Source organism: Ursidibacter sp. B-7004-1 (assembly GCF_053654055.1).
The window spans coordinates 34,684-51,586 of record NZ_JBSIUP010000006.1 but is presented as its reverse complement, the minus strand read 5'-3'; the positions used below and the strand labels follow the sequence as shown (position 1 = coordinate 51,586).

Below are 16,903 nucleotides of genomic sequence, written 5' to 3'. Positions count from 1 at the left end.
AATGATTATTCCGCTTTCGGTTTAATAATGGCGTAAGTTACACCTGTTACTACTGAACCGATTGCAATAGCCGCTAAATACATTAGTGGTTGAGATACAAATGGGATGACAAATAAGCCTCCGTGTGGAGCTTGTAAGGTAATGCCTAAACCTAATGAAATTGCACCCGCGGTTGCACCACCTAGAATAGAGGTTGCAATAACACGCATTGGATCAGCCGCTACGAATGGTAACGCACCTTCCGAGATGAAACATAAACCTAATACGAATGAGGCCTTACCAGCATCACGCTGATTGGTGGTAAATTTATTGCGAGCAATCCACGTTGCAATAGCCATTCCAATTGGTGGTACCATACCTGCCGCCATTACTGCTGCCATTGGTGTATATTGTTGAGAAGCAATTAAACCAACGCCAAAGGTATAAGCCGCTTTATTTACTGGGCCGCCCATATCCACACACATCATTGCCCCTAAAATTGCCCCTAAGATGATCGCATTAGTCTGACCGATTGAATTTAACCAGTTAGAAAGTGCTTCCATAATACTTGCAACAGGTGGGTTGATAACATACACCATTGCTAAACCAACAATTGCAGAACCTAATAGCGGTAGGATTAGGATAGGTTTTAGCGAGGCAAGGCTTGCAGGTAATTTGATATTATCGTTTAAGAATTTCACTACATAACCTGCTAGGAAACCTGCGATAATACCGCCCAAAATTCCTGCTCCTGCGTTAGTCGCCAACATACCACCAATTAAACCAGCGGCTAAGCCCGGGCGGTCTGCAATGGAGTAGGCAACATAACCTGCAAATACTGCAATCATCAAGTGGAATGCTGCACCGCCACCAATATCCATTAAGGCTTTTGGTAAGCCACCTGCGATATTGCCATCTTTGAAAGCTTCAATCCCGAACATAAATGAGATTGCAATCAATAAACCACCAGCAACCACAAGCGGTAACATATGCGATACACCTGTCATTAGATGTTTATATACGCCTTTTTTCTCGTTACTTGCACTTTCATTACTTGCTTGGGTTGAGCTATTGCCACCTGTATAAACTTTCGCTTCTTTAAAGGCTTTATCAAACTCTTGAGCGGTTTTCTTTAAGGCTAGACCTGTTGATGTACGATACATCGGTTTCCCTTCAAATTTGCTGAGATCAACATCAATATCCGCAGCAACGAAGACTAAATCAGCCGCAGCCACTTCTTCCGCTGAAATAGGGTTACCTGCACCAACTTGTCCACGCGTTTCAACTTTTACATTCCAACCTTGAGCTTTTGCATAATTTTCAACCGCTTCAGCTGACATAAAGGTGTGAGCAACACCTGTTGGGCAAGCGGTAACTGCCACAATATTTTTGACCGCTGATGTTGAAACGACTGCTTGAGTTGCATTTGCAAAAGTTTGAGCAGAACTTACCGCTTGTGTTAGCACATTTTCAGGTTGGGTAAAGGCTTGTTCTAAGCTGACGATAGCGCCTTGTTTACCTACAACATTAGCAGGAATTCGTTCATCAAATAACACCACAAATTCAGCTTGATCTACTGTAACAACATTATGTCCTTGCTGTTTCGCTGCAACAGTTAGCACTTCATTCACAAGGAATGTACGAGCCTTCCCTAGTTGTGTCGGGAATACAAATGAAATATTCATTATTTAGTTCCTTATAGTTAATCTTAAGATAGTTAAATAAGTGATTTAGGATAATTCGGTTAATACCACATTATTCAAAATCTGTTCTAATGCGGTTTTATCACTAATGCCAACATTGCTTTGTGAAACGGCAAGGGCAGAAGTTGCACTAGCAAAGCGTAAGGTCTGAGCTTTGTCCCAACCTTGTGCGAAGCCGTAAATTAAGCCTGCCACCATTGAGTCGCCAGCACCAACGGTACTCACAACATTTTCACAACGTGGTGGCTGAGCTTGTAGTACACCTTCTTGGTTGATCCAAATTGAGCCTTTTTCCCCCATTGAGATGATTACATTTTCAATGCCTTCGCCACGAAGTTGTTGGGCAGCGGTAATAATCTCATCTAAGTTATTCAATGGACGACCAGCCCACACTTCAAGCTCTCTACGGTTAGGTTTAACTAACCAAGGCTGTGCTTTTAAACCATAAGTCAGGGCAGCATTACTGCTGTCTAGCACCACTTTTAAACCTTGATCGTGTAGTGATTGTAACCACTCGGCAAATTGTTCAGGGCTAACGCCACGAGGTAGAGATCCACATACCGCCACTAAATCAAATTGTTCATTCCAACGTTGTGATAAAGCGGTGAATTTACGCCAATCATTTGTACAAATCTCAAAACCGAGAAAGTTTAAATCGGTAACGTCCGCTTCCGTTTCGGTGATTTTGACATTGATACGGGTTTTACCTTGAATACGGTAGAACTCATCATTCATTCCATTTTGCTGAAATGCGTGAACAAAATCCCCTTGATTTTCTTCGCCAAGAAAGCCCGTTACGGTTAAAGCTGTGCCTAAATCGGCTAATACTTTCGCAACATTGATCCCTTTACCTGCTGGGTATAGCCCTAGTGTTTCAACCGTATTCACTTCACCAATCTCAATACGAGCAAGGCGACCAACAAGGTCAAAAGCAGGATTAAGCGTAACAGTAGCAATGCGTAATTGTTGGCTCATTATTTGCTCCTATTCGCCTAAGCCAGCTTCGATAGCTGCACCAATACCATCTAAGGCTTTTTGTGCTTCTTCACCTGTTGCGACAAAACGTAAGCGATGTCCTTTTTGCACACCTAATGCCACGATCTTCATTAAACTTTTCGCACTAACCAGTTGAGTATCACGATCTAGGTTTTGTACTTGAATGGTCGCATTATATTTTTTCACTTCATTCACTAATGTTGCACTTGGGCGAGCGTGTAAACCGTGTTCATTTTTAATCGTAAAGGTCGCTTCTAATTCACCTGTATTTACTGGTGTGCTTTCAACAGTAGGATTTGCAGAATTTTTTACTAAACTTACCGCTTGTGCATTACCACTTTCAATCACATCCGCAATAGCTGGTTCAAAACTCACATTTTCGCCTAACCCTTCTGCAAATGCTTTACCTAAGGCTTCTAATGCTTGTTGAGCATCGACACCTTCTGCGACAAAGCGTAAGCGATGGGTTTTGGTTGCACCTAATGCAACAACACGCATTGTACTTTTTGCATTCACTGGGGTTGCTGGACGGTCAAGGTTTTCAACCGTTACTTTTGCTTCAAATGGCTTTAATGTTTGGACTAACACAGCACAAGGACGAGCGTGTAAGCCGTGTTCATTGCGTACGGTAAACGTTGCTACAACTTGCCCTGCACAAGCGGTTTGATCTTGGCTGGAATTTGCAGCAGTCGCATATTCATTAGCTGAGTTAGCTTGGCTTTCAATGCCGAATAGATTGAGAATTTGTTCAACGGGTGCAATGGTTAATTTTTGACGAACAGCAATTTGCGTCAATTTAGCAAGTTGCGGATTTAGACTTTCATCAATAGCGGAAACAGTAATTAAAGTTTTACCCGCTTGATTGCGAGCTACTGCAATCCCATTGAGTTGATTTCCTTTTGCACTATCTGCCAAGAAAACGTTATTACCTAAATTAAGTGGTGTTGTAGCCAACACATCGCTAATAAAAGATTGATTAACATAACCTTTTTCTTGAAGTTTGGCGGCATTGATAGCGGATAAAGTAATAAGGCTGTGAGTGTCAATATTTAATGAGATAAGTTCAGTAGAAAGGATTGGCTCATTACGTTTACCACTTAATAAGGCAATAAACTCAGCTAAATCTTCTGTTTTTGCCAGTTTTTCAGCCGTTTCTTCATCACCTAGTACTGTTGTAAGTTGGCGTAAAAGAGATAAATGCTCGTCTGATTTAGCAGCAATACCAATGACAACATAAGCAGTATTACCTTCACCCCATTCTACACCATTTGGGAATTGTAATACTTGTACACCAGTTTGTTGTACCAGATGGCGAGTATCAAGTGTACCGTGTGGAATAGCAATACCATTGCCTAAGAACGTTGAGGTTTGCGTTTCTCTCGCTAACATTCCCGTTTCATAGCCTTCGGCGACATTACCATTATTCACTAAGCCTTGAGCAACCAGCCGAATAGCTTCTTCTTTATTGCTCACTGCATTATTTAAACGGATATTTTGTGCTGACAAATTTAGCATTTAAACTCCTTAAGATTTAATTTAGATAATAAAATAATTGCTCTGATTGTAACCTATTTTTTGCTAAATCGATCTAGCCAAAAATAAAAATCAAATAAAAAATCCCATTTTGTGATCTTTATCACAAAATGGGATTTCATTTGGAGTTTATTTGCTATTTCTATGAAATTAGTCTTCAATTTTCTGATGAATAAAGTGCTTATAAACCGCTAACATCGCTCCACCTAATGCTCCTCGCTCCGATTTATAAGCTTTTACTGTCATTTTTATATTACGTTTTAATTTTAGCAATGATGGATATTGATCGATTTTAGCAGTTAATTTTTCTGCCAAACTACTATCTGCAAATAATTTCCCGTGTAAGTAAATTGCATCAACATCTAATAACATTAAGCAGTTGTTAAGTTGTAATGCTAAATATTCAATGGCTTGATCGAGTAGATGGCGAACAAAATCATCGCCCATATGATAAGCAGTAATTAAATGCGAGATTTCAATTTCTTCGGCATTATTAACCAAATCTTTTAAACGAGTGTCTTTACTGTAAGTGTAAGCATAACGAGCCTTTCTAAGTAACCATTCAGCCCCTGCGTAAGTTTGCAGACAGCCATCTTTACCGCATTCACAAGTTGAGCCACTATGATTGACAACAACGTGCCCAATTTCACCAACAAATAAATTAGTATCACCATAAATTTTCGAGTGATAAACATAAGCACCGAAAATTCCCCTTCTTAAATTTAGAAATAGAAAATTTTCGAGTTTATCACTCTCTCGGCTATATAATTCCCTTAGAGCCATACATTTCACATTATTTTTTACATAAACAGGAATGTTAAAGGCGGAAATTACTTTGGTAAGATCAAAATTGGACCATAGAATATTATTGGTTAGAATAGTATTACTATCCTTAGAGTAATGTCCTGGAACGGCAATACCAATTGCTTCAATACGATAAATGGAACATTGTTGGATAAATTGCTGAATAAAGGCTACTAATTGTTGTTCGTTTAAAGGTTTATCGGCCCCTATTTTTTGAGTTTCTAAACAGTTTCCACGATTATCTGTTAAACATAGTATTAGGCGGTCTTCCGTCAGCTCAACACCGATATAATGACAATAATTAGCGACAACATCTAATAAAATCTTACGGCGACCTGCTTTCTGAGAATCCAACTCTTCCCCAATTTCAAGCAATATCCCATCTTTAATTAAATAGCCTGTTAATTCGGTCATTGTTGCAGGTGTTATTTGTAAAATTTTGGCTAAGTCTGCCCGAGAAAGTGGCCCTTTTAAATAAAGTTGTTCAACAATTTCATTGCGTTGTTCGTGTTGCTTTTTAGATAAACTCGTCATATTTATTCACCTGCATATTTACTAAAAATAGTAAATGAAAAAGGATCTGGCTTTTGCCAGATCCCATATTTCTGATGTACCTAGCGAAAGCTCGCAAGGTTTTATTATAGTTTAAAATTTACGATGTAGCTCTACGATTTCTTTCGCTAAATCAACAAATGTGATCGATGTCATTAAATGATCTTGACTATGAACAATCAATAAAGAAACCGCAAAACCTTCACCCTGAGCTTCTTGTCTCAATAATGCAGTTTGAGATTTATGAGCAGTAAGCAATGACTCCTGAGCAAGTTTTAATTTGCTTTCTGCTTCGTCAAACTGACCGCTTTTTGCTGCACGAATAGCTTCAACAGCTAAAGACTTTGCTTCACCGCTACTTAAAATTAAGCCCATAATCGTGGATTCAAGATTTTCTTCTTCCATTGTTTTCTCCTAATTGATTTAGTTGAGTAAACTTAGAGCTGATTCTAAAACTTTCGCTCCGTTCATCATTCCATAATCTTGCATATTGATTACCGCAACAGGAATAGAATGTGGAGCCAGTTTTTCACGCATTGCAGCTTCTTCATAGCGAACTTGTGGTCCAAGTAACACTACATCAATGCGGTTTTCTTCCAGCTCTTTATCCACTTCAGAAACAGAAACGGCATAGATTTTGGCTTCAAGCCCTTGTTTTTCTGCAGCTTCTTTCATTTTTGTAACAAGCAAACTTGTGGACATACCCGCAGCACAAGCAAGTAGAATAGTTTTCATAATGTTCTCCTTAACGATTGATTGAACGACCAATCATAGCCAATGTATGACGCTGACCACGAATGGCTTTACTCATTGTAAAAATATTTTCAACAGGAGCTAAACCGCCATAACCTGCATCACCAATATGTTGAATATCAACACCACACATTTTATTTTGGATAGCCATATAACGAATAGTTTCAGGCTCTGCACTTTCTTGGCTTGTACCAATAGCTGTCATCACCAATGCACCGTGGCGATGAGCCACTTTCACCATTTCAGTTAGTTCAGCAGCTTGGAAGCCTGGTACACTTCCGATTGATGGTGCAAGAATAACATCTGCTCCAGCTTCAATTAGTGCCTTAACGACTTCTAAATCAGCGACTGGCTCATCAACACCTGCTGCGTGCATTTTACCTGCGAAAATTAAGCCTGAGAAATAACGTTTAGCTGTTTTGACTGTTTCGATAATAGCGTTATTTGTTACACCAGTCCCAGGATTGCCTGTAAAGCAGACAAAATCAAAGCCTAAACGCTCTATTTCTTGAATGGTTTCAACACGAGCTTGACGCCCTGATGAAATCTCAAGTTTCTCGTCCATCATTGCAGCACGTTGATCGACAGGCTCTAAATTAACCCCTATTGGACGACCGACCAGCTGATGTAAACGATCAATAATATTGGTTTCAACTTTATCAATACCTGCAATCACAGGTTCAAAAACATCTAAACCATTTAATAAAATTAAATCTGCCCCAAAGGCTCTCGCCATTTCAGAATTAGTACATTCCGCAATATAAGGTTCACGCGGTGCAACATTTTCAGACAAAATGATGCGACCTTCCGATGCTTTAATACTTTGCTTTAATTCTTGTGCGGACATTGCGAGAATTTCAGAGGCTTCCGCACTTAAAAAACGCTTAACCATCTTAATTTACTCCCCTGCTTCTTGTTTTTTGAAATGTTTCTCAACTGCAATGAAGAACGGTAAGTAAAGAGCAATATCAATAATGATGAGTACAATTTGTAATACGGCTCCCATTACACTACCTGTGGTTAAGAAACCAGATAGAATTGGTGGCATTGTCCAAGATGCTTCTGCACGAGTAAGTGGAACTAAACCCGATGACATTGCTGCCCAAGCTACTAACACATTTACCATTGGAGCTAAGATGAATGGAACAAACAAAGTAACATTCATTACCACAGGTAAACCAAACATTGCAGGCTCATTAATGTTGAATAAACCCGGAACAACCGTTAAAGGTGCAATAGCTTTCGTTTGTTTACTACCATTTTTCTTACGGGCATACCAAGCAATCGCTAATACTAAACCGATTGTCGCACCGCCACCACCGATATAGACGAAGTTATCCATAAATGGTGTAGTAAAGATTTCTTGTAACGGCTCACCCGCTTTGTAAGCAGCAACATTTGATGCAAGATTATCAATCCAAGTTGGTTTCATAATTGCATTTACTGTATTTCCACCGTGAATACCTACAAACCAGAAAATTGAATTTAAACCAGCAATTAACATTACTCCAATCACGCTACTACCAATTAACCCTAGAGGCCCACCTAATACAGTTTGAGCAAGTTCGTGTAAGTTTGGCAAGTTATTGGCATCAAGGATACCATATACAATTAACCACATAGTAATGATCACCGCACCTGGTATAATAGCCGAGAAGCTACGAGATACCGCTGGTGGTACTGCGTCAGGTAATTTAATCTGAATATTACGTTTGATAAACCAGTTATACATTGCGGCAGAAATTAAACCAATTACAATCGCAACGAATACCCCTTTCGCTGATAGATAAGACGCATTCACTCCAGCAGGTACAGCAAAACCATCAGGTAATGCAACATTCGGGTTAGCTAAAGCAACAACAGCACGATTCACATAAGGTGTTACGGTGATAAAAGATGAGAGAGCGATTAAACCTGATGCCACGCCATCTACTTTTTCTTGACGAGAATAGCTATAAGCAATCCCAAATACAGAAACAAGACCAAGTAAACTAAAGCTACCATCAACACCTTTCCATAAGTAGCCAGCAACACCGATTTTACCTAGCCACTCTTCCCACCCCGGAATTGGGAATGAGGCAATAATCATAAAGAGTGAACCAATAATCAATAGTGGCATTGATAGGGTGATCCCATCACGAATTGCTACTAAGCTCTTATTTGCACTCATTTTTGCCGCTATGGGCATTAATTTTTTCTCAATGAACGCATTCATAAAACAACCTCCTTTCAGGTTACTTATAATTGGTTAGATAAACAAAGATATTTCATTTTAAATTAGTAATTTAATTATTTTTTATTATTAAACCACTTGTTTTTTGCCATTATATAAACAAAAAATGCTTTATCAAGTAAATTTAATTATTTTTTATAATAAATTATTTGTGTAATGTATGGGTATTGTTATAGAAAAAAATCCCCTGCTATCTATACTAAACAGCAAAGGGGATTTTCTAGGTTAGAGATGTGTAAAATCAGATTATTGATAGAGTATTGTAGTCAATTTAGCAGCTAAAAGCTAAACATCACATTGCTAATTAAATCTGTATATCACCTATGTTGCTAAGAAAATATACAACAAGCTAGTGTACGGTATAGAGCTAAGGATTATAAGAGCATATTAGAATGCCTGTTTAGTGTATTATAAAGAACTATAAAAAATCACCAAAATAATGACAGGAATTACATATTTAACGTAATTAAACCAAATCGCAGTTAATCCTTTATGAGTATTTAATTCTTCTTTTGCTTCATCTTTTAAAACAAAACCAACAAAGATAGCACTACCCAATGCGGTTAAAATAAACAGAATATTGCCACTAATGTAGTCAAAGGCATCAAAAATACTTCTTCCCATAATACGAATATCTTTCCATTCACTATCTCCAAGAATAGACGGAATATTACCGAGTAAAAAGATGGCAACTAAAGTCACTAAAATAGCCGTTTTTCTACCCATTTTAGTTTTTTCTTGTAATGCGGTAATGATCACTTCACAGATAGTCAATGAAGTTGTTAATGCAGCAACAATCAATAAACTAAAGAAAATAATGGCAAAAGCCGTCCCGCCCCACATATTTGAAAATACGATCGGTAAACTTTGGAAAACCAGCGTTGGACCTGAATTTGGAGCAATACCAAAACTAAAGAGTGATGGGAAAATCATAAAACCAGCAAGTAGGGCAATCACTGTATTCAATATCCCTGTAATCGTTGCCGTTTTAACCAAGTTTTCTTTTTTATCTAGGTAACTAGATAATGTGATCAATACACCAAACCCTAAACTTAAAGCAAAGAATACCTGCCCTAGCACGAATACGAAAAGTTTTGGCGTGATTTTAGAAAAATCGGGCATTAAATAGAACTTAATTCCTTCCATTGCACCTGGTAAAGTAATATTTCTTACTACCATAATAATTAGGAAGATAAATAAGAGTGGCATTAAGTACTTAACGGATCGTTCAATACCATCAACAATCCCTTTGGCTAAAATAAAATAGTTTACGGCAACAAATATCCCTGTATAAATAATAATATTAACTGGGCTATTGAAAATGCTTTGCTGGAAATAAGCTGATGTTGTTTCTACCGTCACTGGAGAGCTAATATCTAAGCCACCTGAAATAAAACTGCCAATATAATTTAATACCCAGCCACCTAATACCATATAGTAAGCAAGGATACCAAAAGAGCCGAGCAATCCCATATAGCCTAAAATTTTCCAACCTGAATGTATCTTTTTACCATTTGCCGTACCGCTAAAAGCATCAATGGCATTTACTCTCATTCTACGTCCAATGACATTCTCAACTAAAATCATTGGAATACCGATCACAATCATTGCAATACAGAATAAGAACACATAAGCACCGCCACCATTTTCTCCAACTAAATAAGGGAAACGCCAAGTTGCCCCAAAACCAACTGTAGCACCAGCAACAGTTAAAATATATGCCAATCGATTTGACCACGACTGGCGTTCAACAGTTTGAGTTGTCATTTTCACTCCAAATAACCAAAATAAAAAATTAGTTGAAAATAGCTAATAGTTCATTCACTTTAGTACGAGAACTTGGGGTTTGACCAATATTCCGCTGAACTTTTAGCATTGTGATTTGTGCATTACGATAAATATCACGAGTAAAATGAGTATCGTGATTTGAAATCAATACAGGAATACCAACCGCTTGTGATTGTAAAGCATACTCTGCAAGCGTCTGTTGTTGTTCAAGACTAAACCCCCCACCAGCATACTGTGTGAAATTACTTTCTTGAGCCAAAGGTGCATAAGGGGGGTCACAATAAACAAGGTAATCGTCAGGATTTTCCCATAAATAATGAAATAACTGATGAAAATCCGCACAAATAAAAGTGGCTCTTTTTGCTTTCTCCGCAAAAAAACGTAATTCTTTTTCGGGAAAATAATGTTTTTGGTAAGCACCAAAAGGAACATTATACTGCTGTTTTTGGTTGTAACGGCACAGTCCATTAAACCCAAAACGATTTAGATAGAGAAATAAAATAGAACGTTGAAAAGGATCTTGTAGGCAATTGAATTCTTGTCGGCGTTCATAATAAAATGCTGCCGTATTTGCCTGATGATGAGAAAACAGTTGTTTTGTTGCGTAGATATAAGTTTCTACATCTTGCTTAACGACATTAAAGAGATTGATAAGATCAGGGTTAATATCAGCTAATAGGTAGCGTTCAAAATTTGTGTTTAAGAATACAGAACCTGCACCAACAAATGGCTCAACTAAACAAGCCTTTTTAGGAAAATGGCGAGAAATGTCATCAATTAGGCGATATTTACCGCCAGCCCATTTTAAAAAGGCACGTTGTTTAGTATTCATTTTATTGTTGAGTGAAACGGCGAATAGCGTCAATCACTTGCTGTTCCGTTGCTTGAGCTGTAACGTAAGCAGAACCTAGTGATTTTAATAAAATTAAGCGTAGCTGACCGCTTAATACTTTTTTATCACGCCACATATAAGGTAAATATTCTTCAGGTTGCATTCCATCAGGCGAAATTGTCGGTAATGTCGCTTGAGCAATCAGTTTTTCTAAACGGAAAATATCTTGTTCTGAAAGATCGCCTAGTATATGAGATAAAGCAGCTGCCTCTAGCATTCCTACCGCCACCGCCTCTCCGTGCAACCAATTTCCATAACCTAAATGAGCTTCAATAGCGTGTCCGAATGTATGCCCTAAATTGAGTAAGGCTCTATCACCTTTTTCAGTTTCATCACGAGCTACAACATCGGCTTTAAGCTGGCAACAACGTTGAATACAGTATTCGAGAGCTGACTGATCTAGCTGAACTAAATCATCAATATGCTGTTCTAGCCACTCAAAAAAAGCTAAATCAAAAATTGCTCCATATTTGATGACTTCAGCTAGACCTGCACTTACTTCACGTTTAGGTAAGGTTTTTAAGGTTTCTGTATCAATAATTACTGAAATCGGTTGATAAAAAGCCCCAATCATATTTTTACCCAATGGGTGATTAACCGCAGTTTTTCCACCAACAGATGAATCGACTTGTGCTAACAATGTGGTTGGAATCTGAATAAAACGGATACCACGTTGGTAAGAAGCAGCAGCATAACCTGCAACATCGCCAATTACACCACCACCAAGTGCAATTAATGTACTATCACGATTATGATTTTTTTCCAGTAACGCAGTAAAAATAAGATCTAGTGATGATAGGGTTTTATATTTTTCACCATCAGGAATAAGTACAAAATCAACAATACAACCTAAGGTTTCTAATGTGTTCGTTACTGTTGCAAGATAATGTTCAGCAACGGTTGGGTTAGAAACGATCATTACCTTATCACCTTGCTTTAATGGGTGATAACTCGCTGGATCGGTTAATAACCCAGTACCAATAGAAATTGGATACGCTCGTTCTTTTAACTCAACATTGACTTGCAACATATTTTCTACCTTGATTTACTGTAAATTATCCATCATTTCGATGATTTGGGTAGCCACAACTTTGGCTGCTTGCTCATCGGTTTGTAAAGTAATATCCGCAATCTCTTCGTACAATGGATTACGGATTTTTGCTAACTCTTGCAATACTTGATACGGATCTTCTGTTTGTAACAATGGGCGTTTTTTATCACGCTGAGTGCGTTCAAACTGCTTATCAATTGATGTTTCAAGGTAAACAACAATTCCACGAGCAGAGAGTGCATTGCGATTATCTTTTGATAACACTGATCCCCCCCCTGTTGAGAGTACTAATCCTTGAGATTGCGTTAATTCGTTAATAATACGTTCTTCACGCTTACGAAATCCTGCTTCTCCTTCAATATCAAAAATCCAATCGATATCCGCTCCAGCACGTTCTTCAATTACAGAATCAGAATCTAAAAAATCCATATTTAGCATTTGTGCTAATTGACGTCCAATAGTGCTTTTACCTGCTCCCATTGGTCCAATTAAAAAGATATTACGTTTTTCTGCCATTTCTCTTTTCTAATTTTAAAATAATTTAACGATTTGATTTGTGGTAAAAATTGGGAAAAAACAGACCGCTTGTAAACACAAGCGGTCTGTTGCACGTTAAAATTTACAAGAAAGTGATTATAAATAACACACTTATAGAATAATTAAACCACAAATCGCCCAAAAATAAAGATTGACTGTTATTATCTCAATAAATCGCCTCTCTTTTCAACCTAAACAAACTAATTATTCAGTAATTTAGAATAATTCTTTACTATAGTTATTAGGTGCTTGTTTTAACATTGGATCATTGCCTATTGAATAAGGCTCGCTATAAGCTTTTTCAACAATATATTTTTTCTTTGGCTCAGTACCTTTAATAAAATACTCACTAAAGCTATTGCCTAAAAATCCACTTTTTGCATCTATCTTAACTTCAATAATATTTGGCGGTAACTGCTCTTTTCTCTCTGTTTTATCTTTAAGAGCCACTTTCATATAGTTAATCCAAGCAGGTAAAGCCGTTTTAGCGCCAGCTTCTCCTCGCCCCAAATCTCGTTTATTATCATCAAAGCCAACATAAACAGTGGTAACGATATTGGCTCCAAAACCTGCATACCAAGTAACTTTTGCATTATTCGTTGTTCCTGTCTTACCACCAATATCATTGCGTTTTATTGTATTTGCAATAGAATGGCTTGTTCCTCTCCAACCTTGACTTGGTTCTCCAAAAATAGCTGTATTTAACGCACTTCTCATTAGAAAAGCAATTTCACCACTCATCACCCTAGGAGCGTAATGAACTCCTTTAGTTGTAGCTTCAGCATCTGCCATTAAGTTAGGAGCATCTTCTTTTTTAGTTACTTCGATCTCTAATTCGGGAATAACATCTGGAATATCATCAGCCACAATGACATTACTATTTTTAGCCAACTGAGCTTCTGATTCTTGGGTAACTTTTACAAAATTGAAGTACTCAGGTTCTGGATAGATAACAGGAATATCATTACATTCTAAACAAGCCATAGCAGGATTAGCTTTAAATAGTTCATTCCCATTACTATCTAGAATACGCTTAATAATATAAGGTTCAATTAGATACCCACCATTATCAAACACCGCATAGCCACGAGCCATTTCTAAAGGGGTAAATGACGCAGCACCAAGAGCAAGTGCTTCTGTCGCTTGATATTGATCACGTTCAAAGCCGAAACGTTGTAGATAATCCGCTACATAATCAACACCCGCCATTTGCACTGTTCTAACCATCATCACATTCTTGGACTTCCCTAATCCCACTCGTAAACGTAATGCTCCTTCGTAAATATTAGGTGAATTTTTAGGACTCCAAGCTTTTTGCCCTGGTTTCGTAATAGTTATAGGCTCATCACTTAAAATAGTTGCTAAACTCAATCCTTTATTTAAAGCTGCAGCATAAATAAATGGCTTGATTGATGAACCTACTTGAACTAATGATTGTGTTGCACGATTAAAGCGACTTTGCTCAAAACTAAAACCACCAACAACAGCTTCAATAGCCCCATTATCACTATTTAAAGAAACCAATGCTGAGTTTACATCGGGAATCTGTCCTAATTCCCAATTTCCCTTACTATCTTGACGAACCCAAATTTGCTCACCTACATTGAGAACTTCTTTGACGCTATTAGGCTGTCTACCTTGAGCTGAATCATTGATAAATTTTCTAGCCCAACGCATTCCAGCAAATTTCAATACTGCTTTATCTCCATTAGCCAACATAATATCAGCACTATCTTTATTGACTTTTAGAACCGCAGCTCCAATAAAAGGCTCTGAATGTGGTAGTTTACTTAGATGTTCAACGATTTTCTCTTCGTCCCAAGCACTATCTGTTGCCTTCCATAATTTTTCAGCTCCTCGCCAACCGTGGCGACGATCATAATCAATAAGATTATTGCGTAATGAGTTTTGAGCCTCTCGCTGATCATCTGACAATACCGTAGCATAAACTTGGAAACCACGAGTATAAGCAACTTCTTCACCATAACGCTTAACCATCTCTTGTCGGATCATTTCGGTGACATAATCCGCACGAAACTCCAAAGAAGAGCCGTGAAATTTTGCAATGATTGGCTCAGATTTAGCTTGCTCATATTGCTGTTGTGTGATTTTCCCAACTTCTAACATTCGCCCTAATACCACATTTCTACGTTTTTCTGCTCGAGCAATGGAATATAAAGGATTCATTGTTGATGGAGCTTTTGGTAACCCTGCAATGATTGCAACTTCTGATAGTGTTAATTCATTGAGCTTTTTACCAAAATAGGTTTTGGCGGCTGCCGCAACTCCATAAGAGCGATAGCCTAAATAAATTTTATTCAAATAGAGCTCTAGAATCTCATCTTTCGTTAAATTCTGCTCAATTTCTAAAGCCAAAATTGCTTCTTTAATCTTACGTTCAATTTTTCGTTCTGGCGATAAAAAGAAATTACGAGCTAATTGCTGTGTAATGGTACTTGCCCCTTGTGTATCCCCTTGTGATGAACGCCAAACAGCACGAAGAATGCCTTTAGGATCTATACCTTTATGTTCATAAAATCGGCTATCTTCCGTTGCTAAAACAGCATCAATTAAAGATTGTGGAATATCAGCTAACTTTACAGGGATACGCCGTTCTTCTCCCACCTCACCGATCAACTTACCATCAGCAGTAAAAATCTGCATAGGCTGTTGTAATTCCACATTTTTTAGTGAATTAACATTCGGTAAATCTAACTTAAAATGAAAATAAATAACCCCTACCGCAACACAACCTAAGATAGCAAGTGTTAGTAAAGTACCAAATATGATTTTTGCGATCTTCATCGAAAAATTCTCTTTTCCTAAATGACTAAACCTGAATTTACAGTAAATATAATGCAAACCCGTCGAAACAGTTGGCAATTATAAGCCAAAAATCGACAAAAAGCTGTTTTAATCTACAATTACTTTAACTAACAAAATGAAATTCAATAAATTTAAACAAATAAAATCTCACAACGCCACCCATAATCAAAAAATTGGCATTAGTTACAATGAGCATTCTATCTGTTGCTGCATAAATCAAAATAAACATAGCCTAGCAATATGGAAAAATGTCTGCACATCATATTCAGTGATAGAACAAATTGATGAAGTGATAAAACAAGCGGTAGATTTATCATCAAAATTTACCATTGTAGTGCCTATTCCCAATCATTATATTTGGCAGAAAACGGTTTACTTCCCAACCCATTTTAATTCACAAGAACAATATAAACAGGTAATTCAAATTTTAAAGCAGGCTTTACCAATACCTGTTTCTCAGATCTATTTTGATGTGAAATCCCACCAAGAAGAAAATCACAATCGTATAAAAACCACTATCTACGCATTACGAAAATCGTATGCAGATCCATTTTTATCCAAACCCAATATGATTTTGGATAATGAATTATTTTGCTATTTAAGGGGAGTATTATTCTTAAATAATTCTGAACTCCAAACAGAAAGTATAAATCAGATACACAATATAGATATTGATAAGCTCTCTTTTCCTGAAAATACTCTAGATAAAAAACTCTACTTAATTGCATTGGGAGCAAGTTTATGGAATGGCAAGGCATCAATCTAAATGGATATAACCAACATCAATGGGTTAGTCATAGTATTCGTAATCTTATTATTATCATTACAACATTTATTGCATCATCAATTATAGGTGTATTGATTATCTTCCAACATCAAAATATACAACATAAAAATATACAACTTAACAATGAAATTACCGAAATAGAGCATAAAATCACCCAAACAAAAGACAACATAGAAAAACTCAAACACAATACAATTACAAATAATCAATTTATTAAAAATGAGCATATTTATTTTTTAAACCAATACCTAAATAACTTCAAAGAAAAAGGAACACTTGAAATTATACAAATATATGTAGACAACCATACAAAAATAAAAATCATAGGTAAAGTAAAAAATCAGAAACAATTTACATCTATCGAACAACAACTCAAACAAGATAATATAAATTATTACATTACACAATTACATACTAGTGAAGATAGCTTACTCTCATTTCAGATTATTATTGATTTACAAGGATAAAA

Annotated in this window: 15 protein-coding genes; 2 read left to right on the top strand and 13 right to left on the bottom strand. The window is 37.1% G+C overall.

Annotated elements, in window-relative coordinates; all coding sequences use genetic code 11:
* Positions 1-5: 5 nt before the first annotated feature.
* The 13 genes from ACWIW0_RS03245 to ACWIW0_RS03185 form a co-directional block, all read right to left on the bottom strand.
* Positions 6-1,664, bottom strand: a complete 1,659-nt coding sequence (locus ACWIW0_RS03245) for a fructose-specific PTS transporter subunit EIIC (RefSeq protein WP_454452181.1) — start codon at positions 1,662-1,664, stop codon at positions 6-8.
* A gap of 45 nt (positions 1,665-1,709) precedes the next feature.
* The gene (gene fruK, locus ACWIW0_RS03240) at positions 1,710-2,657 is read right to left on the bottom strand and encodes a 1-phosphofructokinase (RefSeq protein WP_454445953.1); all 948 of its coding nucleotides are present in this window, start codon (positions 2,655-2,657) and stop codon (positions 1,710-1,712) included.
* 9 nt (positions 2,658-2,666) lie between these two features.
* On the bottom strand, positions 2,667-4,193 hold the full coding sequence (gene fruB, locus ACWIW0_RS03235; RefSeq protein ID WP_454452180.1) for a fused PTS fructose transporter subunit IIA/HPr protein: 1,527 nt from the start codon (positions 4,191-4,193) through the stop codon (positions 2,667-2,669).
* A gap of 168 nt (positions 4,194-4,361) precedes the next feature.
* Positions 4,362-5,549, bottom strand: coding sequence for an ROK family protein (locus ACWIW0_RS03230; RefSeq protein WP_454445951.1), 1,188 nt, complete (start codon positions 5,547-5,549; stop codon positions 4,362-4,364).
* Positions 5,550-5,660: 111 nt separating this feature from the next.
* Complete coding sequence (locus ACWIW0_RS03225) at positions 5,661-5,972, bottom strand: PTS lactose/cellobiose transporter subunit IIA (protein ID WP_454445950.1); 312 nt, start codon at positions 5,970-5,972, stop codon at positions 5,661-5,663.
* A gap of 18 nt (positions 5,973-5,990) precedes the next feature.
* On the bottom strand, positions 5,991-6,302 hold the full coding sequence (locus tag ACWIW0_RS03220; RefSeq protein ID WP_157395519.1) for a PTS sugar transporter subunit IIB: 312 nt from the start codon (positions 6,300-6,302) through the stop codon (positions 5,991-5,993).
* A gap of 10 nt (positions 6,303-6,312) precedes the next feature.
* A complete protein-coding gene (locus ACWIW0_RS03215) occupies positions 6,313-7,212 on the bottom strand; it encodes a DUF7916 family protein (protein ID WP_454452179.1) in 900 nt (299 codons plus the stop codon).
* Positions 7,213-7,218: 6 nt separating this feature from the next.
* Positions 7,219-8,535 carry a PTS sugar transporter subunit IIC gene (locus ACWIW0_RS03210; protein WP_454445948.1) on the bottom strand — a complete coding sequence of 439 codons (1,317 nt, stop codon included), beginning with the start codon at positions 8,533-8,535 and terminating at the stop codon, positions 7,219-7,221.
* 426 nt (positions 8,536-8,961) lie between these two features.
* Entirely contained in the window at positions 8,962-10,320 is a 1,359-nt protein-coding gene (locus ACWIW0_RS03205; protein WP_454452178.1) for a sodium-dependent transporter, read from the bottom strand.
* Between the two features lie 28 nt (positions 10,321-10,348).
* Entirely contained in the window at positions 10,349-11,173 is an 825-nt protein-coding gene (locus ACWIW0_RS03200; RefSeq protein WP_454452177.1) for a Dam family site-specific DNA-(adenine-N6)-methyltransferase, read from the bottom strand.
* 1 nt (position 11,174) lies between these two features.
* Positions 11,175-12,263, bottom strand: coding sequence for a 3-dehydroquinate synthase (aroB, locus tag ACWIW0_RS03195; protein ID WP_454452176.1), 1,089 nt, complete (start codon positions 12,261-12,263; stop codon positions 11,175-11,177).
* A 15-nt stretch (positions 12,264-12,278) separates the two neighbouring features.
* A complete protein-coding gene (gene aroK, locus ACWIW0_RS03190) occupies positions 12,279-12,800 on the bottom strand; it encodes a shikimate kinase AroK (RefSeq protein ID WP_454445644.1) in 522 nt (173 codons plus the stop codon).
* A gap of 237 nt (positions 12,801-13,037) precedes the next feature.
* Positions 13,038-15,626, bottom strand: a complete 2,589-nt coding sequence (locus ACWIW0_RS03185) for a penicillin-binding protein 1A (RefSeq protein WP_454452175.1) — start codon at positions 15,624-15,626, stop codon at positions 13,038-13,040.
* A 289-nt stretch (positions 15,627-15,915) separates the two neighbouring features.
* On the opposite strand from ACWIW0_RS03185, the gene ACWIW0_RS03180 reads away from it, so the two are divergent.
* Both ACWIW0_RS03180 and ACWIW0_RS03175 read left to right on the top strand, forming a co-directional pair.
* Complete coding sequence (locus ACWIW0_RS03180; RefSeq protein ID WP_454452174.1) at positions 15,916-16,413, top strand: hypothetical protein; 498 nt, start codon at positions 15,916-15,918, stop codon at positions 16,411-16,413.
* Positions 16,389-16,901, top strand: coding sequence for a hypothetical protein (locus ACWIW0_RS03175; RefSeq protein WP_454452173.1), 513 nt, complete (start codon positions 16,389-16,391; stop codon positions 16,899-16,901). The genes ACWIW0_RS03180 and ACWIW0_RS03175 overlap by 25 nt, the downstream gene beginning before the upstream one ends.
* Positions 16,902-16,903: the final 2 nt, after the last annotated feature.